The sequence below is a fragment of the Achromobacter sp. 2789STDY5608615 genome (genome assembly GCF_001298995.1).
Lineage (GTDB): Bacteria > Pseudomonadota > Gammaproteobacteria > Burkholderiales > Burkholderiaceae_B > Achromobacter > Achromobacter insuavis.
On record NZ_CYTY01000006.1, the window covers coordinates 80,498 to 100,165 of the forward strand.

Annotated in this window: 18 protein-coding genes; 9 read left to right on the forward strand and 9 right to left on the reverse strand. The window is 70.6% G+C overall.

From position 1 onward, the window contains the following. Positions 1–4: 4 nt before the first annotated feature. Positions 5–1,087 carry a copper-containing nitrite reductase gene (nirK, locus tag AOZ49_RS07065; protein ID WP_054474722.1) on the reverse strand — a complete coding sequence of 361 codons (1,083 nt, stop codon included), beginning with the start codon at positions 1,085–1,087 and terminating at the stop codon, positions 5–7. 184 nt (positions 1,088–1,271) lie between these two features. On the opposite strand from nirK, the gene AOZ49_RS07070 reads away from it, so the two are divergent. Beyond that, entirely contained in the window at positions 1,272–2,045 is a 774-nt protein-coding gene (locus AOZ49_RS07070) for a Crp/Fnr family transcriptional regulator (protein WP_054432280.1), read from the forward strand. Positions 2,046–2,057: 12 nt separating this feature from the next. On the opposite strand, the gene AOZ49_RS07075 is transcribed toward AOZ49_RS07070, so the two are convergent. Together AOZ49_RS07075 and AOZ49_RS07080 are read right to left on the reverse strand one after the other, a co-directional pair. After that, entirely contained in the window at positions 2,058–2,882 is an 825-nt protein-coding gene (locus AOZ49_RS07075; protein ID WP_054474723.1) for a formylglycine-generating enzyme family protein, read from the reverse strand. Between the two features lie 203 nt (positions 2,883–3,085). Beyond that, the gene (locus AOZ49_RS07080; protein WP_054474724.1) at positions 3,086–5,371 is read right to left on the reverse strand and encodes a nitric-oxide reductase large subunit; all 2,286 of its coding nucleotides are present in this window, start codon (positions 5,369–5,371) and stop codon (positions 3,086–3,088) included. 224 nt (positions 5,372–5,595) lie between these two features. Here AOZ49_RS07080 and AOZ49_RS07085 point away from each other — a divergent pair, with 224 nt between their 5' ends. Continuing rightward, positions 5,596–6,051 (forward strand): MarR family winged helix-turn-helix transcriptional regulator, encoded by a 456-nt coding sequence (locus AOZ49_RS07085; protein ID WP_054432283.1) that lies wholly within the window; start codon positions 5,596–5,598, stop codon positions 6,049–6,051. 21 nt (positions 6,052–6,072) lie between these two features. Continuing rightward, positions 6,073–6,780, forward strand: a complete 708-nt coding sequence (locus AOZ49_RS07090; protein WP_054474725.1) for an aspartate/glutamate racemase family protein — start codon at positions 6,073–6,075, stop codon at positions 6,778–6,780. Between the two features lie 36 nt (positions 6,781–6,816). Here AOZ49_RS07090 and AOZ49_RS07095 read toward each other — a convergent pair whose 3' ends face one another. Continuing rightward, the gene (locus AOZ49_RS07095; protein WP_054432285.1) at positions 6,817–7,527 is read right to left on the reverse strand and encodes a Crp/Fnr family transcriptional regulator; all 711 of its coding nucleotides are present in this window, start codon (positions 7,525–7,527) and stop codon (positions 6,817–6,819) included. Between the two features lie 195 nt (positions 7,528–7,722). Between AOZ49_RS07095 and AOZ49_RS07100 the strand changes: the two genes are divergently transcribed. The 5 genes from AOZ49_RS07100 (at position 7,723) to AOZ49_RS07120 (ending at position 13,933) form a co-directional block, all read left to right on the forward strand. Continuing rightward, positions 7,723–9,360 (forward strand): acyl-CoA synthetase, encoded by a 1,638-nt coding sequence (locus AOZ49_RS07100; protein WP_054474726.1) that lies wholly within the window; start codon positions 7,723–7,725, stop codon positions 9,358–9,360. 28 nt (positions 9,361–9,388) lie between these two features. Next, positions 9,389–11,158, forward strand: coding sequence for an acyl-CoA dehydrogenase (locus AOZ49_RS07105; protein WP_054474727.1), 1,770 nt, complete (start codon positions 9,389–9,391; stop codon positions 11,156–11,158). 218 nt (positions 11,159–11,376) lie between these two features. Beyond that, positions 11,377–12,390 (forward strand): ABC transporter substrate-binding protein, encoded by a 1,014-nt coding sequence (locus AOZ49_RS07110; RefSeq protein WP_054474728.1) that lies wholly within the window; start codon positions 11,377–11,379, stop codon positions 12,388–12,390. Next, positions 12,387–13,205 carry an ABC transporter permease gene (locus AOZ49_RS07115; protein WP_231690262.1) on the forward strand — a complete coding sequence of 273 codons (819 nt, stop codon included), beginning with the start codon at positions 12,387–12,389 and terminating at the stop codon, positions 13,203–13,205. Before AOZ49_RS07110 ends, AOZ49_RS07115 begins: the two co-directional genes overlap by 4 nt. Next, on the forward strand, positions 13,193–13,933 hold the full coding sequence (locus tag AOZ49_RS07120) for an ABC transporter ATP-binding protein (protein ID WP_054474729.1): 741 nt from the start codon (positions 13,193–13,195) through the stop codon (positions 13,931–13,933). Before AOZ49_RS07115 ends, AOZ49_RS07120 begins: the two co-directional genes overlap by 13 nt. Before the next feature lie 21 nt (positions 13,934–13,954). On the opposite strand, the gene AOZ49_RS07125 is transcribed toward AOZ49_RS07120, so the two are convergent. Next, complete coding sequence (locus AOZ49_RS07125; protein WP_054474730.1) at positions 13,955–15,151, reverse strand: MFS transporter; 1,197 nt, start codon at positions 15,149–15,151, stop codon at positions 13,955–13,957. Between the two features lie 211 nt (positions 15,152–15,362). Here AOZ49_RS07125 and AOZ49_RS07130 point away from each other — a divergent pair, with 211 nt between their 5' ends. Then, complete coding sequence (locus AOZ49_RS07130; RefSeq protein WP_054432484.1) at positions 15,363–15,821, forward strand: winged helix-turn-helix transcriptional regulator; 459 nt, start codon at positions 15,363–15,365, stop codon at positions 15,819–15,821. 72 nt (positions 15,822–15,893) lie between these two features. On the opposite strand, the gene AOZ49_RS07135 is transcribed toward AOZ49_RS07130, so the two are convergent. From AOZ49_RS07135 to AOZ49_RS07150, 4 genes are all read right to left on the reverse strand, one after another. After that, positions 15,894–16,850, reverse strand: coding sequence for a pyridoxamine 5'-phosphate oxidase family protein (locus tag AOZ49_RS07135; RefSeq protein ID WP_054474809.1), 957 nt, complete (start codon positions 16,848–16,850; stop codon positions 15,894–15,896). A gap of 141 nt (positions 16,851–16,991) precedes the next feature. Next, positions 16,992–17,636 carry a glutathione S-transferase family protein gene (locus tag AOZ49_RS07140; RefSeq protein ID WP_369815778.1) on the reverse strand — a complete coding sequence of 215 codons (645 nt, stop codon included), beginning with the start codon at positions 17,634–17,636 and terminating at the stop codon, positions 16,992–16,994. Between the two features lie 87 nt (positions 17,637–17,723). Continuing rightward, positions 17,724–18,611: a LysR family transcriptional regulator gene (locus AOZ49_RS07145; protein ID WP_080684470.1), complete on the reverse strand. Its 888-nt coding sequence runs from the start codon at positions 18,609–18,611 to the stop codon at positions 17,724–17,726. A 1-nt stretch (position 18,612) separates the two neighbouring features. After that, positions 18,613–19,578 (reverse strand): LysR substrate-binding domain-containing protein, encoded by a 966-nt coding sequence (locus AOZ49_RS07150; protein WP_231690275.1) that lies wholly within the window; start codon positions 19,576–19,578, stop codon positions 18,613–18,615. Positions 19,579–19,668 lie beyond the last annotated feature (90 nt).

Sequence of the window (19,668 nt, forward strand, 5' to 3'; positions counted from 1 at the left end):
CCGGTCAGCGCGGGATCGGCGCGGGCGCCTTGATCTGCTTCATCAGGTCGTCGTTCCACTTGCCCTCGACCTTGATGTGGCCCGCCGCGCCCAGTTCGAACGCCTCGATCAGGTTGTGGTTCAGGTAGGCATACACGCCGGGCTGCTTGAAGGTGTAGAGCGCGGCGCCGGCCGAGCCGCCACGAATGAACCAGGTCTCCAGGTTGCGTTGCGGCGGGTTGGCGAACTTGCCGGTCTCCCAGACCCAGTCGCCATGGCCGCCGATCAGGTGCGGACGCGTGTCGCGGTTGGCCTGCGAGTGGATCAGCAGCACGGTCTCGCCGACCTTGGCGGTGAGCGCGTTGGCGCCGGTCAGCGCGCCGACCTTGCCGTTGAAGACGATATGCGACGGCGTCAGCGTGCGCATCACCTGCACCGTGTCGCCATAGCTCTCGGCCAGCGTGGCATAGTCCTTGTACTTGCCGTCCGGACCCTTGGGGATGTACAGGTCGAACTCGCCGATGGTGTAGGCGCGGTCATAGCGCAGCGGCTTGCCCTGCGGATCCTTCAGGCCGTCGCGCGGCAGCACCATCAGCGTGCCGCTCATGCCCGACACCACGTGCCACGGCACCATGCCTTCAGGCGCACAGTGGTAGACGAAGGTGCCGCTGCGGTCGGCCTTGAGGCGCAGCGTGGCCTGCTCGCCCGGGTTGACGTTGGTCAGCTTGGCGCCGCCCAGCGCGCCGGTGGCCGCGTGGAAGTCGACGTTGTGCGGCATGGCGTTGGTGGCCGGGTTGACCAGCGTCAGCTGGACATAGTCGCCTTCGTGCACCACCAGCGTGGGGCCGGGCATGGAGCCATTGAACGTCATGGCCTGCAGCGTCGTGCCCTTGTCGTCGATCACCATCTTCTTTTCCTCGATGGTCATGGTGAATTCGACGACCTTGGGGCCCGACTTGGTCGCCTGCTCGTGCGGATGCACCTGGGGCGGGGCGACCAGCGTGACCTGGGTGTGGGGCAGCTTGTCGGCGTCCTGCGCCCAGGCGGTCCCCGCGGCCATCGAGAAAGCCAGCGCCGCCGCCAGCAAAGTGGGCCGTAATGCGTTCATGTCCAGCTCCTTATCGGGTTTTCAACTGCCGTGTAGGTCGGCAGCCCTATTGAAAGACGCGCGCCCTCCCCGTTCTTTGCTGTAGCGCAAACTCGGCGCCAGCCTGGCGCGGCGCGCGCATTGCCAGGGCCGGACGCCGATGCCACCATGAAAGCGGAATCCTCCTCCCCGTCCGGAGTCCGCCATGTCGTCGCCCCTTTGTCATGCCCTGCTGCGCAATCTGAACCTGTTCAAGCCCCTGTCCGACGCGCAGCTGGAATCCGCGCTGCGCGGCGCGCAGCCCTGCCGGCTGGAAGCCGGCGCCGTGGTCTACCATCAGGGCGCCAGCGCCGCGCACTTCTTCGTGCTGCTCAGCGGCTGCCTGAAAGTGGCGCAGGTCACGCCCGAGGGCGGCCAGGTGGTGGTGCGCTACGTCAATCCCGGCGACCTGTTCGGCCTGGCCTGCGCCATGCGCCAGCCGCGCTACCCCGCCACCGTGCTGGCGGTGCAGGAGAGCGTCTGCCTGGCCTGGCCCGATGCGCTCTGGGAGCGCTTCACCAGCCATCATCCGCAACTGGCGTCGCTGGCGCTGCAGACCATGGGCCAGCGGTTGCAGGACGCGCACCTGCGCATCCAGGAACTGTCCAACGACGAAGTCGAGCAACGCGTGGCGCGCGCCATCCTGCGGCTGGTGGACAGCGCCGGGCAACCCACCGCCGACGGCATCGGCATCGCCTTCCCGATCACGCGCCAGGACATCGCCGAGATGACCGGCACCACGCTGCACACCGTCAGCCGCCTGCTCAGCGGCTGGAAGCAGCGCGGCATTGTCGACAGCGGCCGCAAGCGCATCGTGCTGCGCTCGCCCGCCGCGCTGGCGCGGGTCGGCGCGCATGCGGCGGCGCCGACCTGTGCGGGCTGCGCGTCCTGTATCGACGGCGCGCCCGGGCAGGCGGCGACCACCGCCGGCGAACCCTAGGACCCTGCCGCGTCAGGCCGGCCCCTCCTCCCGCACCAGCCGCAGCCCCAGGTTGGCCGGCGGCACCCCGACCGAGCAGGCGCCGCCCTTGGGGTCGCGGATGAAATCCGGCAGATAGGCGATGTGCCTCCCCGCCGCCACGCGGATGCCGCAGTTGCGATCGGCGCCGTCATCGACGCCGGCTGCCCCGCCGTCTTGCGTGAGCGCCAGGATGCGCCGCGTGTAGCAGTCATCGGTCCATTCCCACACGCTGCCCGCCACGTCCACCAGCCCCGAGGCATTGACGCCATAGGCGCCGAATTCACGCACCTCGGTGGCCTCCTGGCCGCGCCGCGCCTGCGCCTCGTATTCGGCCAGCCAGCGTTGCGCCGGATCCGCGTCCGATGACGGCAACGGCGTTTCCTCGCGGTAGGCGTCGCCCGCCGCGTAGACCCATTCGGCATAGGTGGGCAGCCGCCAGCGCTGCCCGGTGCGGGCCGACAGCCAGGCCGCGTAGGCCGACGCGTCGGTCCAGCTCAGGCCCACCGCCGGCAGGTCCGGCGCGCGCAACTCACGGAAGGCCGGGTCCAGCGGCTTGCAGCCGCCGGCGCGGACACAGGCCGCGTATTCGGCCTGGCTGACCTGGCGCTTCATGATGAGCAGACCGCGCGCCACGTCCGCGGTCAGCGGCGCCGGCGAGACCGGGTAACCGTTGCGCAGCGTTTCGCCCGGCGGCAGGTAGGCCACCTGGCCGGGCGGCAGCCGCGATACTTCGGGGGCAACGGAATGGGCCCGCTCGGCGGGCCCGCAGGCGGACAACGGCAGGACGAGAAAGGCGGCGGCCAGCAGGCGGCGCATGACGGCGCTCCGGTTGCGCCCCGGGGCCACGATGGCCCGGGGTCCGCTGTCATTGAAGCCCCGCCCGGCCCCGCCCTCTTTGCGCTGGCGCAATGAGCGGGATGGACCGGGCGCAAACAACCTGGCCGGCGTGCCGCCCCGCGACGACGCATCCCGCGCGCCGCCCTGGGGCCGCGCGCGAGTGCCGCGTGTGGCGCGCGCGGCTAGCGGCGCGCGGGTTCGACCCGCAGCACCGGTTCGGCCGCGGCCGGCTTGCCGCTCAACAGGCCCAGGATGACCTGCACCACCATCGCCAGCGCCCCCAGCAGGAACACCACGTCGCCGAAGGTGCGGCCCCAGCGCAGCGTCTTGAGGATGTCCTGCTGCATGAAGGCCTCGCTGCGCGCGCACCACATGCCTTCGCTGACGCTGGCATGGAACTGGATCAGGCCGATCGGCAGCAGGCTGGTGAAGATCATCAGCGCCAGGCCCAGGTTCAGCCCCCAGAACGCCAGCTTCATCAGGCCCGGGCTGAGCGCGTATTGCGGCCGGATGTAGCGCAGCACCAGCAGCGTGAAGCCCAGCGCCAGGAAACCGTAGACCCCGAACAGCGCGGCATGCGCGTGCACCGGCGTGGTGTTCAGGCCCTGGATGTAGTACAGCGACACCGGCGGGTTGATCATGAAACCGAACACGCCCGCGCCCAGCATGTTCCAGAAAGCCACCGCCACGAAACACATCAACGGCCACTTCAGGTTTTCCATCCACGGCGCGCGCGTCTTCAGGCGCCAGTTCTCCCAGGCCTCGTGGCCCAGCACGATCAGCGGCACCACTTCCAGCGCCGAGAAGCTGGCGCCCACCGCCATCACCGGCGTGGTGGTGCCGGCGAAGTACAGGTGGTGGAAGGTGCCCGGAATGCCGCCCAGCATGAACAGCGAGGCCGAGGCCAGGCTGGCGGTCGTCGCCATGCGACGCGACACCAGGCCCAGGGTCGAGAAGATGAAGGCCAGCGCGGTGGTGGCGAAGACCTCGAAGAAGCCTTCGACCCACAGGTGCACGATCCACCAGCGCCAGTACTCCATCACGGTCAGGTGGGTGCGCTCGCCGTAGAAGAAGCCGGCGCCGTAGAACAGGCCGATGGCGCCGACCGACGCGGTCAGCAGCGCCAGCAGGTTCTTGTCGCCGCCGGGCGTGCGCAGCGCCGGCACGATGCCGCGCAGCATCAGCACCAGCCAGAAGCAGATGCCGGCGAACTTGCCGATCTGCCACAGGCGGCCCAGGTCGACGTATTCATAGCCCTGGTGGCCGAGCCAGAAGTTCAGGTCCGGCGGCATGATCTGCGCGATCGCCAGGTAGTTGCCGGCGAACGAGCCGACCACCACCAGCACCAGCGCCCAGAACAGGATGTCGACGCCCGCCTTCTGGTATTTCGGGTCGCGCCCGCCGTTGATCAGCGGCGCCAGGAACAGGCCCGCGGCCAGGAAGCCGGTGGCGATCCAGAACAATGCGCTCTGCAAGTGCCAGGTGCGCACCAGCGAATACGGAAACCACTGCGACAGGTCGATGCCGTAGAACTTCTGCCCCTCGACCGTATAGTGCGCGGTGAAGCCGCCCAGCAGCACCTGGAAGCCGAACAGCGCCACCACCAGGAACAGGTACTTGCCCAGCGCGCGCTGCGACGGCGTCAGGGCGAAGGTGGTCAGCGGGTCCTGCGCCGGCGCCTCCGGCTCGGGTTCCTCCTTGCCGCGCAGGAAGGCCCAGGCCCACACCAGCAGGCCGATGCCGGCCAGCAGCACCACCACGCTGATGATCGACCACATCACGTTCTCGCTGCTCGGGTGGTTGCCGATCAGCGGTTCGTGCGGCCAGTTGTTGGTGTAGGTGACCACGGTGCCCGCGCGCTCGGTGGCGGCGGCCCAGGCGGTCCAGAAGAAGAAATGCGTCAGCTGCTGGCGGCGCCTGGCGTCGGGCAGCGTGTTCTCCTTCATGGCGTAGTGCTCGCGGCTGGCATGCAGGGCCGGCGCGTCCGAGAACAGCTGGTCATAGTAGGCCCCGGTCTGCGCCACCGCCTGCGCCCGGCGCGGGCTCAGCACCAGCTTGCCGCCGGCCGCGTCGGCGCGGTTGGCGCGGTACTCGGCCTTGAGCTGCTCGCGCAGCGCAGCCTGCGCGGGCGCGTCCAGCTGGCCATAATCGCGGCCATGGGCGTCGCGCGCCGCCAGGTCGAGCCAGGCCATCAGCTCGCGGTGCAGCCAGTCGGCGGTCCAGTCGGGCGCCTGATAGGCGCCGTGGCCCCAGATCGAGCCCAGCTGCATGCCGCCGATCGACTGCCAGGCGGTCTGGCCGTCGAGGATGTCGTCGCGGCCGAACAGGCGCGTGCCGTCGGCGCTGGCGACCTCCAGCGGAATCGGCGGCGCCTGGCGGTAGACTTCGCCGCCGTAGAAGCCGAGCAATGCGAACGTGACCGCCAGCACGGCGATCAGCGTGAACCATAACTTTTTATACGGGCCCATGATGGGGACACCCTCCTGTGTTGCGTTGTGAGGTATGTCCTGCATCGCGAAATCCGTGCCAGGAAAAATCCGCGCGAAATCAGTGGGTTGAAACCCGCCCGGTGGTTTCTACCCGGCCGCGGCAAGGTATAAAGCACCTGCGCGCGGTGTTTTTCACCCCGCCCTTGGCGGTCCGGGCCTCTACAATCCGGGCTGCGACAACCCAAGACAAAGGAAGCGACCGCATGGCCACGGGCAAGCCCGACGCGTGGAGCCTTTTCCTGACCGCGCATGCGCTGGTGGTGGAAGAGATCGAAAAACGACTGTCCGCCGCCGACCTGCCGCCGCTGGCGTGGTACGACGCGCTGTGGGCGCTGGAACGCGCGCCAGAGGGCGCCGCGCGCATGTTCGAGATGGCCGAGCGCATGGTCATCGCACGCTACAACCTGACACGCCTGATGGACCGCATCGAGGCCGCCGGACTGGTCGAGCGCTTCCGTTCCGACGAGGACCGCCGCGCCACCTACGCCCGCATCACGCCGGAAGGCCTGGCGCTGCGCCGCAAGATGTGGAAGGTCTACGGCCCGGCCATCGACGAACTGTTCCTGTCGCGGCTGCCGCAGGCGCAGCAGGACGCCATGGCCGAGCAGTTCCGCCAGATCGCCCGCCATGTGCGGGCCTTGTCCAAACCCGCAGCTTGACCTGACCGCCACGGAGTCCGCATGCCCGCCCATCCGCCCCTGCACATCGGCATCGTCGCCTGCTCGGCCGAGGGCGCCGCGCTCTGCTACCGCACGATCTGCGCCGAGGGCGCGCAGCGCCTGGGGCCACACGCGCACCCCGAGGTGTCGCTGCACAGCCTGTCGTTGGCGGACTACGTGGCGTGCCTGGAGCGCAACGACCTGGCCGGCGTCGGCGCGCTGATGCTGACCTCCGCCGACCGGCTGGCGCGCGCCGGCGCGGATTTCCTGATCTGCCCCGACAACACCATCCACCAGGCCCTGGACCACGTGCTGCCCCATTCGCCCCTGCCGTGGCTGCACATCGCCGAGGAAGTCGCGGCGGTCGCCGCCGCCCGCGGCCTGCGCCGCATCGGCCTGCTCGGCACGCGCTGGCTGGTCGACAGCGCGGTGTACCCCGACAAGCTGCGGACCCGTGGCCTGGACTTCGTGCGCCCCGACCCGGCCGACCGCGACCTGCTGGCGCGCGTCATCATGGACGAACTGGTCTACGGCGTCTTCAAGCCCGAATCGGTCGCCCTGCTGCAAGGCGTGGTGGCGCGGCTGCGCGAGGCCGGCTGCGACGCGGTGGTGCTGGGCTGCACCGAACTGCCGCTGGTGCTGAACGACGCCAACTGCGCCTTGCCGACGCTCGATTCCACCCGCATCCTGGCGCGCGCCGCGCTGGACCGCGCCCTGGCTCACGCCTGACCTGGCGTTCCGGCCCCGCCTGAACCCCGCCCGCGGTCAGAGCTGATCCAGCCCGTACTGGCGCAGCCGATCCAGCGTCAGCACCTTGATCTGGTTGTACGACAGCGCCAGCATGCCCTGGTCCGCCAGCGTCTGCAGCGCCTGGTTGACGCGCTGGCGCGACAGGCCGGTCAGGTAACCCAGCTCTTCCTGTGAAATCGCCAGCGTCAGGTCGGTGGACGGATACAGCTGCGGGTTGAACAGCTGCGCCAGCGACTGCGCCACGCGCGCATCGGCGTCCAGCAGGCGATGGTTCTGGATCGAGGCGATGAACTCGCCCATGCGGTCGTTCAGCTGGCCGATGACGAAATGCGAGAACGGCAGGCTGGCCGCCAGCAGCGCATGAAAGGTGGCGGCCGGCACCAGCAGCACCAGCGACGGCTGGATCGCCACCACGTCGTACTTGCGCAGCTCGCGCTTGATGACGCTGCCCTCGCCGAACCAGCCGCCCGGCGGCACCCCCGAGAACGTGCAGCTGCGCCCCGATTCGTTGTAGATCGCCAGTTTCAGCAGGCCGCTGTGCACCCCCAGCCAGTAATCCGACGGCGCATTGCGGCGCGCGATCCAGGCGCCGCTGGCCACGTGTTCGGCGCGCGCCGTGGCCAGCACCAGGTCCTGGTGCGGCGCATCCAGCGCGGCGAACCAGGCGCAGCCGCGCAGCAGTTCGGCCAGCTCGGTCTGGGAAACAATGTTTGAAACATCGGACATGGAAAGAACCGTGTAAAACTGCGGGTTGGACGCCCGAAAAAAGGTCTGTCATGCAGGCGACAGACACCATTTTCCGGCGGCCGATAAGCTCTAGCAAGCAGCGGGATTCCTGCCAACGATCAACCCCGGCGATCCAGATCAAGTTTCCCGCATAAAAGCATATCCGGGCGCCCCCGCGCCCCACAGGAGACAAGCATGAGCAGCCTGTTCGACCATGGCCTGGCACGCCGTGACGCCAACTACGAACCCCTCACCCCGGTCGACTTCATCGCCCGCGCCGCGCAGGTCTATGGCAACCGCCTGGCCGTGGTGCATGGCGCCGTGCGCCGCACCTGGGCCCAGACCTACGAGCGCGCGCAACGCCTGGCCGGCGCGCTGGCCGCCGCCGGCATCCAGCGCGGCGACACGGTGGCGGTGATGCTGCCGAACATCCCCGCCATGATCGAGGCCCACTTCGGCGTGCCGATGCTGGGCGCGGTGCTCAACACCCTCAACACCCGCCTGGATACGCCCAGCGTCCTGTTCATGCTGGGCCACGGCGAGGCCCGCGCGCTGATCGTCGACACCGAATACGCCGAGGTCGCGCAGCGCGCCCGCGCCGAATTCCCGCACCTGAAAGTGATCTCGGTGCACGACCTGGACGGCGCCCCGGCCACCCTGCCCGGCGCCACCGACTACGAGGCCTTCCTGGCCGCCGCCCCCGCCACATTCGACTGGCGCCCGCCGGCCGACGAATGGGACGCGATCGCGCTGAACTACACCTCCGGCACCACCGGCGATCCCAAGGGCGTGGTCTACCACTACCGCGGCGCGTATCTCAACGCCGTCAGCAACATCCTCGAATGGGACATGCCCAAGCATCCGGTCTACCTGTGGACGCTGCCGCTGTTCCACTGCAACGGCTGGTGCTTCGCCTGGACCGTGGCGGCGCGCGCCGGCGTCAACGTCTGCCTGCGCAAATTCGATCCCAAGACCGTGTTCGACCTGATCCGCGCCGAGGGCGTGACCCACTACTGCGGCGCGCCCATCGTGCAGAGCGCGCTGGCCAACGCCCCGGCCGAGCTTCGCGCCGGCATCAGCCACACCGTGCGCACCATGGCGGCCGGCGCCGCGCCCGCCCCGGCGGTGATCGCCAAGATGAAGGAAATCGGCTTCGAACTGACCCACGTCTACGGCCTGACCGAGGTCTACGGCCCGGCCGCGGTGTGCGCCACCCAGGACGCCTGGAACGACCTGGAAGACGAGCAGCGCGCGCTGCTGACCGCGCGCCAGGGCGTGCGTTACCACCTGCAGGCCGGCGTCTCGGTGCGCAACCCCGACACCATGGAGGAAGTGCCGGCCGACGAGCAGACCGTGGGCGAGATCATGTTCCGCGGCAACATCTGCATGAAGGGCTACCTGAAGAACGAGCGCGCCACCGACGAGGCCTTCGGCGGCGGCTGGTTCCACACCGGCGACCTGGGCGTGATGACGCCCGACGGCTACATCCGCATCAAGGACCGCAGCAAGGACATCATCATCTCCGGCGGCGAGAACATCTCCAGCATCGAGGTCGAGGACGCCCTCTATCGCCATCCGGCCGTGGCCGCCGTGGCGGTGGTGGCCATGCCCGACCCGAAATGGGGCGAGACGCCGTGCGCCTTCGTCGAGCTCAAGCCCGGCCACAGCGCCACCGCCGAAGAGATCATCGCGCACTGCAAGCTGCTGCTGCCCGGCTTCAAGGTGCCGCGCGCGGTGCGCTTCGGCGAACTGCCCAAGACCTCGACCGGCAAGATCCAGAAATTCGAACTGCGCGCCGCGGTGGGTTCCACCCGCGCCATCGACGCCACCTGATTCCCTTCCTACCCGGAGCTCCGACGCCATGACGTACCAAGCCCCCGTGAAAGACATGCTGTTCGTGCTGAACCACCTTGCCGGCCTGCCGCAGGTGGCGGCGCTGCCGCAATATGCCGAAGCCACGCCCGACACCGCCCAGGCGGTGCTGGAAGAAGCCGCCACCTTCGCCGGCGACGTGCTGGCGCCGCTGAACCACCCGGCCGATCGCGAGCCCAGCGCCTGGCGCGACGGCGCGGTCACCACCTCGCCCGGCTTCAAGCAGGCCTTCCGCCAATACGCCGAAGCCGGCTGGCAAGGCATGACGCACCCGGTCGAATACGGCGGCCAGGGCCTGCCCGGCCTGCTGGGCGCGCCCTGCTCCGAAATGCTCAACGCCGCCAACCTGTCGTTCGCCTTGTGTCCGCTCTTGACCAACGGCGCGGTCGAGGCGCTGCTGACGGCCGGCTCGCCCGAACTGCGCGAGCGCTTCATCGGCCCGATGCTGTCAGGCCAATGGACCGGCACCATGAACCTGACCGAGCCGCAGGCCGGCTCCGACCTGGCGCTGCTGCGCAGCCGCGCGCAGCCGGTCGGCGACGGCACCTACCGCATCTCCGGCACCAAGATCTTCATCACCTACGGCGAGCACGACCTGGCCGAGAACATCGTCCACCTGGTGCTGGCGCGCCTGCCGGACGCGCCCGAGGGCGTCAAGGGCATCTCGCTGTTCCTGGTGCCCAAGTTCCTGGTCAACGACGACGGCTCGCTGGGCGCGCGCAACGACGTCGCCTGCGTGTCGATCGAGCACAAGCTGGGCATCAAGGCCAGCCCCACCGCCACGCTGCAGTTCGGCGACGCGGGCGGCGCCATCGGCTACCTGGTGGGACAGGAAAACCGCGGCCTGGACGCCATGTTCATCATGATGAACGCTGCCCGCTTCGCCGTCGGCGTGCAGGGCATCGCGGTGGCCGACCGCGCCTACCAGCACGCGCTGGCCTACGCCGCCGAACGCGTGCAGAGCCGCCCGGTGGACGGCTCCTCGCGCGAGGCCGTGCCGATCATCCAGCACCCGGACGTGCGCCGCATGCTGGGCACCATGCGCGCGCTGACCGAGGCCGGCCGCGCGCTGGCCTACTACACCGCCGGCCATGCCGACCTGGCGCACGCCAGCGCCGATCCGGCGGCGCGCGCGCGCCACCTGGCGGTGCAGGAATTCCTGGTGCCGATCGTCAAGGGCTGGTGCACCGAGGCCTCCATCGACGTCGCCAGCCTGGGCGTGCAGGTGCACGGCGGCATGGGCTTCATCGAGGAGACCGGCGCCGCCCAGTACTACCGCGACGCGCGCATTCTCACCATCTACGAAGGCACCACCGCGATCCAGGCCAACGACCTGGTCGGCCGCAAGACGCTGCGCGACGGCGGCGCGGTGGCGCAGGCGCTGATCGAAGAGATCCGCAAGACCGAGGAAGCGCTGCAGGCGCGCAGCGAACCGGCGGCGCGCCTGGTGCTGACGCCGCTGCGCCAGGGCCGCCTGGCGCTGGCCAACACGGTCGACTTCGTGGTCGCCAACGCCGCCGCGCACCCTAACGCGGTGTTCGGCGCCGCCGTGCCCTACCTGCTGCTGGCCGGCACGGTGCTGGCCGGCTGGCAGATGGCGCGCGCGCTGCTCGCGTCGCTGGACCACCTGGACGAGGACCCGGCCTTCCACCAGGCCAAGATCGCCACGGCCCAGACCTACGCGCTGCACAAACTGACGCAGGCGCCGGGGCTGGCGGCGGTGGTGGCGGGGTCGAACGAGTACGCCGTGCAGCCATGATGCCCGGCGGCGGCCGCGCCAGGCCGGCCGCGCCCCTGCCCCCGAAAGACCGCCACGGCGGTCTTTTTTCATGGGGCGCGACGCCGTTAAGCATATAACCAAAATGAATAATAAAAAGGCATAAACATATCTAAAATTACTAAGCAGATCCGGGAAGCCCGGACCCGCGGGCAAGCCGCCAGCCGCACCAAGGCGCCGTCGTTCAGGACCCCTCTTCCATGTTCCGCAAGCTGTTCACCGCCGCCGTCATCGCCGCCGCCACGTCCCTCGCTCCCGCCCACGCCGCGCCGCCCGCGCTGGAAATCGGCTACCTGCCGATCCTGCCGGACGCGCAGTTGTTCGTGGCGCTGGAGGAAGGCACCTTGCAGGCCAAGGGCGCCCCGGCGCCCAAGCTGGTGCAGTTCCAGAGCGGCCCCGCGCTGACGCAGGCGCTGCTGGCCGGCCAATTGGACGTGGCCTACGTCGGCATCGGCCCGGCGCTGGTGGCCAGCGCCAAGGGCGCCGGCATCAAGGTGGTGGCCTCCAACATCGTCGAGCAGGTCAACGTGGTCGCGTTGGGCGCGCTGGCGCCGTATTTCGCCTCGGGCGATCCGGCCACCGCGTTCGCCCGCTTCGCCAAGGACAAGGGCAGGAAGCCCGTCATCGCCAGCTACCCCAAGGGCGCGGTGCCCGAGGCCGCGCTGCAATACTGGCTGCGCAACCGCCTCAAGTCCGATCCGGCCAGCCTGGAACTGATCTACCAGGGCGAGGCGCAGATCCAGCAGTCGCTGCTGACCGGCGCCATCGACGGCGCCGCCATCCTCGAACCCACCGTCACCACCGTGCTGACCCGCGCGCCCGATTCGCGCGTGGTGGCGCGCGGCTCGCAACTGTTCCCGAACCAGCCCGGCGCCGTGCTGCTGGTGCGCGACAAGCTGATCGCCGAGCACCCCGAGGCCGTGCAGCAGCTGGTCGACGCGCAGCTCGCCGCGACCGCCCAACTGCGCGACGATCCGGCCCGCGCCGCGGCCCACGTGCAGAAGTACGTCGGCGGCGGCCGCCTGGATCGCGCGCTGGTCGAAAAGGCCATCCGCAATTCGCATGACCAGTTCGTGGCCGATCCGCACGCCATCGTCGACGCCACCGCCGAGCTGCAGACCTTCCAGGCCAGCCTGGGCACGGTCGAGGCCGCCAAGGTCGACGTCAAGCAGCTGTTCGACACCCGCTTCTACGACAAGGCCAGCAAGCAATGAGCCAGACCGCCCCCGCCCTGGCCGCTCCCGCGCCGCAGGCCCGCAAGGGCGCGCCGCCGGGGTTCGCCGCCGCGCGCCGCGCGGCCTACGGCATCGGCGGACTGGCCCTCTTCATCGCCATCTGGAAGGCCGCGCTGATCTGGCAATGGGCGCCTGCGGGCACCCTGCCCGACCCCTTCGCGCTGCCCGCCACGCTGGTCCAGGAATGGCAGTCGGGCCGGCTGCTGCCGGCCATCGGCTCCAGCCTCGTGCATTACTTCTGGGGCCTGGCCGCGGGCACCGCGCTGGGCTTCGGCGTGGGCCTGGCGGCCGCGACGCTGCCGCGCTTCGACCTGGCGCAAGCCTATCTGGCGCGCATCCTGCGGCCGATCCCGCCGCTGGCCTGGGTGGTGTTCGCCATCGCCTGGTTCAAGGTCAGCCATGCCGGCGCCGCCTTCGTCATCGCCATCGGCGTGTTCTGGGTCAACTACTTCGCCACCTACAGCGCGGTGCGCAACGTCGATCCGCGCTACTACGAACTGGCGCGCGCCTTCGGCCACGGCGGCTACCTGGCGCGCGCGCTGGGCGTGACGCTGCCGGCCATCGCGCCCGGCGCGCTGTCGGGCGTGCGCACCGGCATCGGCCAGGCCTGGATGACGCTGATCGCCGCCGAACTGCTGGGCGTGCCCGGCATGGGCCAGGAAATGAATGCCGCCGCCGGTGTCGGCGCCTACGACGCGGTGGTGGTCTACATGCTGATCATCTCGCTGGTCTACACGCTGTGCGACCTGGCCTTCTCCACGTTCGAACGCAAGGTGCTGCAATGGCGTCCGTAATCGAGTTTTCCAAGCTCTCGTACCAGCATCCGGGTGCCGACGCGCCCGTGATCCAGGGCCTGTCGCTGGTGATCGAGGCGGGCAGTTTCGTGGCCGTGGTGGGCGGCTCGGGCGTGGGCAAATCGACGCTGCTGCGCGCGGCGGCCGGCCTGGCCGACCCCGCCAGCGGCGAGGTGCGCTTCCAGGCGCCCGCGCGCCCCGGCCGCCGCAGCCGCGCGGTGGTGTTCCAGGACAGCCGCCTGATGCCCTGGCGCACGGTCGGCGGCAACGTCGGCTACGGCCTGGAGGGCCTGGGCCTGGATCGCCAGGAACGGCAACAACGCGTCGACGCCGCGCTGCAATTGACCGGCCTGGGCGACTACGGCCGCCGCTGGCCGCACCAGCTGTCCGGCGGCCAGGCGCAGCGCGTCGGCATCGCCCGTGCGCTGGCGGTCAAGCCCGACCTGCTGCTGATGGACGAACCCTTCAGCGCGGTCGACGCCATCACCCGCCGCAACCTGCAGCAGGAACTGATCCGCGTGTGGCAGGCCTCCGGCGCGGCGGTGCTGTTCGTCACCCACGACATCGAGGAAGCGGTGTTCCTGGCCGACAAGGTGGTGGTGCTGGGCGGCCGCCCGGCCAACATCGCGGGCCACTACGACATCGACCTGCCGCGCCCGCGCGACCGCGCCGATCCGGCGTTCGCGCGACAAGTGGCGGCCATCGCCCATACGCTCGAACATCACTGAGCGGGCCGCGCCGGCGTTCCGTCACGCCCGCGGCGCAACCGCGCAGCTGGGCGCCGGCGCCGCCTTGCGCGGCAGCGTCAGCGCCCAGAACAGCGTCGCCGCCAGGCTCAGCCCCAGGCCCAGCGCGCAGACGCCCAGCCAGCCCGCACGCGCATAGACGAAGGTCGAGGCGATCGACCCGAGTCCGCTGCCCACCGCATAGAACATCATATAGCCGCCGACCAGCCGGCTGTGCGCCTGCGCGCTGATGGAAAAGATCATGGCCTGGTTGGTCACGTGCAGCGCCTGCGCCGCGATGTCCAGCACCAGCACGCCCAGCGCCAGCGCCCACAGGCTGCGGTCCAGGAAGGCGATCGGCACCCAGGCCAGGCACAGCAGCGCCAGGCCCGCGCCGGTGGTCAGTTGCGCATGGCCGCGATCGGCCAGCCGCCCCGCCCGCGCCGCCACCAGCACCCCGGCCACGCCCACCAGCCCGAACGCGCCCACCGCGGTATGCGTCAGCGAATGCGGCGGCGCGCTCAGCGGCAGCACCAGCGCCGTCCAGAACGCGCTGAAGACGGCGAACATCAACAGCGCGATCATGCCGCGCACCCGCAGCACCCGTTCACTCGCCAGCAAGGTGAACATCGAGCGCAGCAACGCGCCATAGCCCAGCCCCGCGGTCGGCAAGGCGCGGCGCGGCAGCCAGCGGGCCAGCGCCAGGGCCAGCAGCGCGGCCAGGCCGGCCGACACCAGGTAGACCGCGCGCCATCCCCACAGGTCGGCCACCGCGCCCGCCAGGGTCCGCGCCAGCAGCAGGCCGATCACCACGCCTCCCTGCACCGCGCCCACCACCCGCCCGCGTTCGCCCGGCGCGGCCAGCGCCGCCGACAGCGCCAGCAGGCCCTGGGTCATGGCGGTGCCGAGCAGGCCCAGCGCCAGCATCCCGGCCAGCAGCCACGGCGCGGCGGACGCCAGCGCCACCGCGGCCAGCGCCAGCACCAGCAGCCCCAGCTGCGCCAGCATCAGGCGGCGCCGGTCGAGCAGGTCGCCCAGCGGCACCACCAGTACCAGCGCCAGCGCGCAGCCCAGCTGCGTCGCGGTGACGACGATGCCCACCGCGCCCTCGTCCAGGCGGAACTCGCGGCCCATGGCGTCCAGCAGCGGTTGCGCGTAATACACGTTGGCCACGCTCAAGGCGCAGGCCACGGCCAGCAGCAGCACCAGGGCGGCGGGCATGCGGCCGGCGGATGCGGAGGCTGCCGCGGATGCCGGAGATAAAGGCGATGAAGGAGATGGCGGAGCAGCAGGGGCAGGATCGGTCCGGTCTGGCATGATGGCCTCAAGTAGTTTTATTACGAAACCAGAATGCTATTCCTTGAAGTTTTATAATGCAACTACACATTCGACATCTCTCCCCGCCGCGATGCGCGGCAAAGGTCAGGACGACATGGTCAAACGCACCAGCCTCGAAGGCGCCGCCTGCCCGGTGGCGCGCGCGCTCGACGCCATCGGCGACTGGTGGTCGCTGCTGATCGTGCGCGATGCCTTCGATGGCGTGCGGCGTTTCGGCGAATTCCAGAAAAGCCTGGGCGTGGCCAAGAACATCCTCAGCGACCGCCTGCGCACGCTGGTGGCGCACGAGATCCTGGCGGCGGCGCCGGCCTCGGACGGCAGCGCCTACCAGGAATACGTGCTGACGGAAAAGGGCCGGGCGCTGTTTCCCGTCATCGTCGGGCTGCGCCAGTGGGGCGAAGACCATTACTACGGCCCCGCCGAACCGCACTCCACGCTGATCGACCGCAAGCGCGGCCAGCCGGTGCAGCGCCTGGAGATTCGCGCCCAGGACGGCCGCGCGCTGACGCCGGACGACACCGTGGTGCGCAAGGTCGGCGCCGACCGCGCCTGACCCAGGCGCGCGCCCGCCGCCATTGGCCGATCCTGCGGCCACCGCGCGCAGCGACCGGCGGGCGGCCCCGCCTCAGGCCGCGGCGGCCCGCGGCCATTGCCCCGTGGCCAGCGCGGTCGGTGAATAGCCGCCGAAGCGCCAACGCAGCGCCAGCGCGCCCGGCCTGGCCCGCACCCGTTGCACATGAACGCGCCACAAGCGCTCGGCCCCCGCGAAGGTGGCGATCTCCGGACTGTCCAAAACCACCTCGGCGCGGCCCGACACCTGCAAGACGTCGCCGCGCTCGAAATCGATGAACAGCAGCCCCGCGCGCGGATTGAGCACCATGTTGCCCAGCGTGTTGAAAAAGCGGTTGCCGGAGAAATCCGGAACCGTCAGCGTGTCGCCGTCGATCCGCACGAACCCCGGCTTGCCGCCACGGTGCGAGACATCGACCCGGCGCCCGGCCTCGTCCGTATCGGCGTAAGTCGCCACGAACAGCGTGTCGGCGCGCGCGATCAGCGCCCGGTCGGCATCGGCCAGCCCCGTCCGCTCGCGCGCCGCCCCCGGGAAGCGCAAGGCCGGCGAGCGCGAGAAATGGAAATCGCGCGCCTGGATGTACTGCGGGCAGTTGCCGAACGACTCGGCCACCGTGACCGCGAAACGCTTGCCGTCCCACGCGGTGATGCGGCCGTTCATGCGGTTGCGGCGGCGCGTGTGCAGTTCGATGCCCAGCAGGCCCACCGGCTGGTCCGGCCCCAGGCCGGCGCGCAGCGGATCATCGGCATCCGGCAGCGCGGCCACCTGCAGGGTCTGCGGGTCCGGCGACACGGCGAAGCCCGGCTCGCCCTCCAGCACGCCGGCCCAGGGATCGCCCTGGCCGTCGACCGCGCCCATCAGCAGGAACGGCAGCTGCGCGAAGAAGGCGCGATGCTGGTCCGGCATGTATGGGCGGATCACTTTCGCGCCCACCTGCGCCATGCGCTCGGCCATGCCGATATGCGCCTGCAACTGCAGTTCGCCTGCGTGCCAGGGCGCGGCGGGCGCCATGCCCGCGGATCCTGCGGTGGCCGGACCGGCGGTCGCCGGCGTGACGGCTGTCGAACCGCCGGCCGGCGCGGCGCCAGCCGGGCTCATCGTGGTCGCATTCATGTCAGGCTCCTTGCGCGGGCATGCCGCGCGCGCTTCGGTTCACGCCGCCCGCAATCCGACCGGCGACGCCACCATCGGCACGAAGCGCGGCAGCGCCTCGATCCGCGCCAGCCAGTCGCGCACCCGCGGATAGTCCGCCAGCGACACGTTGCCTTCCGGCGCATGCGCCACGTAGGTGTAGCAGGCCACGTCGGCGAGGGTCGGCGCGGCGCCGGCCAGATAGCCGGTGGCGGCGAGCTCCTGCTCCATCACCGCCAGCAAGGCATGCGCGCGCGCCAGCGTGGCCGGCACGTCATACGGAGCGCCGAACACCGTCACCAGACGCGCGGCGGCGGGGCCGCCCGCCAGTGGGCCGGATGCGGCCGACAGCCAGCGCTGCACCGCCGCCGCGCCCACCGCGTCCTCGGGCAGCCAGGCCTGGCCGTTGTAGCGCTTGCACAGGTACACCAGGATCGCGGTGGAGTCGGCCACCACCACGCCGTTGTCGTCGATCACCGGCACCTGGCCAAAAGCGTTCAGCGCCAGGAACTCGGGCCGCTTCTGCGCGCCGCTGCGCAGGTCCACATCGACCGTGCGGTGCGGCACGTCGAGCAGCGACAGCATCAGGGCCACGCGGTGCGAATGGCCGGACAGGGGAAAACTGTAGAACGTCAGGGGAGCGGCGGACATGGCGGCATCTCGGATAGAGGAAACAGGCCTCCATCTTGAACCGCCCGCGCCCGCCGGGGAACGGCCACGGCGCGCAAGACACCATTGCCGCCAGTGAAAGGATCAAGCCGGCAGGGCCGCCAGGTCGCGGCGCAGCGCGTCGACGCAGAAGTCGACGAAGCTGCGCACCTTGGCCGAACTCTTGCGCCCTTCCGGATACACCACGTGCACCGGCAGCGGCGCCATTTCGTAATCGCGCAGCACCACCTGCAAGGCGCCGCTGGCCAGGTCGCGCGCCACCTGGTAGGACACCACCTGGGTCAGCCCCCAGCCCTCGCAGGCGGCGGCCACCGCGGCCTGGAACGAGGTCACCGTCAACTGCGATGCCAGCGGCAGGCGCCGCGGCTGCCCATCCTGCAGGAAACGCCATTGCGCGCCGCGCCCTTCCATTGCCGCCGTGATGGTGCAAAAGCGCGCCAGCGCGTCGGGACTGTCGGGCGTGCCGTGGCGTTGCAGGAAGTCGGGCGAGGCGCACACCACCCGCCGCACCTGCCCCACCGGCACCGCCGTCAGAGTCGAGTCGGGCAAGGCGCCGATGCGCACCGCCACGTCCACGCCCTCGTCCAGCAGATTCACCACGCGGTCCACCAGCAGGGCGTTCACCGACACCTCGCGGTGCTGGCGCAGGTAGCCCAGCACCGCCGGCATCACGTGCAGTTCACCGAAGCGCGCCGGCGCGGTGATGTGCAGCGACCCGCGCGGCGCCGCCATCGCCCCCGCGGCGGCGTCGTCGGCCTGCTCCACGGCTTCGAGAATGGCGCGGCAATCGGCCGCGTAGCGCTGGCCGGCTTCGGTCAGGCGCAGGCTGCGGGTGGTGCGCACCAGCAGCAGCGTGCCCAGCCGGCGCTCCAGCGCCGCGACGCTGCGCGTCACGCTCGGCGCCGACATCGCCAGCCGGCGGGCCGCGGCGGCGAAGCTCTGCGCCTCGGCCACTGCCAGGAAGACAGTCATTTCATGGAATCGGTTCAAGGCGCTCGGCCTCCTCGGAAGGGATGCGCGCCGGCAGGCCCGGCATGGCCGGCAGCGCCGCGACGCTGTCGCGCACGCCACGCCGCACGATGTCGGCCAGGGCCGCGGCCACCGGGCCGGGCCGGCCTTGCGCGTGATACAGCGACAACGACAACGGCGGCAACGACGGCAGGCCCTGCTCGCCCGGCGCCAGCACCCGCAAGCCGGCGGGCAGCCCCAGCGGCGTGCGCACCATCAGCCCCAGCCCCGCGCTGGCCGCCGCCCACAGGCCCGCCAGGCTGGGACTGATGAAGGCCGCGGTCCAGGCGATGCCGGCGCGGTCCAGCGCATCGGTGGCGCGGCTGCGGAACAGGCAGGGCGCCTCGAACGCCACCAGCGGCAAGGCGCCGTCGGCATCGCGCGCCGGCGCGGCCCCCGCCGGGTCGGTGACGGCCGGACCGATCCAGCACAGCGGCAGCTCGGCCAGCCTGACGCCATGCGGCCGCGCCGCGTCATGGTCCCAGGCCAGCGCCAGGTCCAGTTCGCCGGCCGCCACGCGTTCGAGCAGTTCGGCATTGCGCGCCACCCGCGCTTCGATCCGCACCTGCGGATGGGCGCGGGCGAACTGGCCCAACACGTGCGGCAGCAGGATCTCGCCGAAATCCTCCTGCAGACCCAGGCGCACCCGCCCCTGCAGGCGCGTGCCGCGCACCGCCACCGAAGCCTGGTCGTTCAGTTCCAGCAGCCGGCGCGCGTACGCCAGCATGGTCTCGCCGGCGTCGGTCAGCGTCAGGCCGCGCCCGGCCTTGCGCAGCAGCGGCACGCCGGCCTGTTCCTCGAGCTTTTTCAGCTGCGCGCTGACGGCCGAGGTCGAGCGCCCGAGGCGGTCGGCCGCGCGGCCGAAGCTGCCCAGCTCCACCCCGGCGACGAAGCTGCGCAACACGTCCAGGTCAAAGGTGACAGGCCTGATCATCCCGTTTTTCAAAACCTTTAATTGAAAATTTCCTGATTTTCAGAATGATGTTACGGGCGCAGACTTTGCCGCGTCAATCCCGCCTGG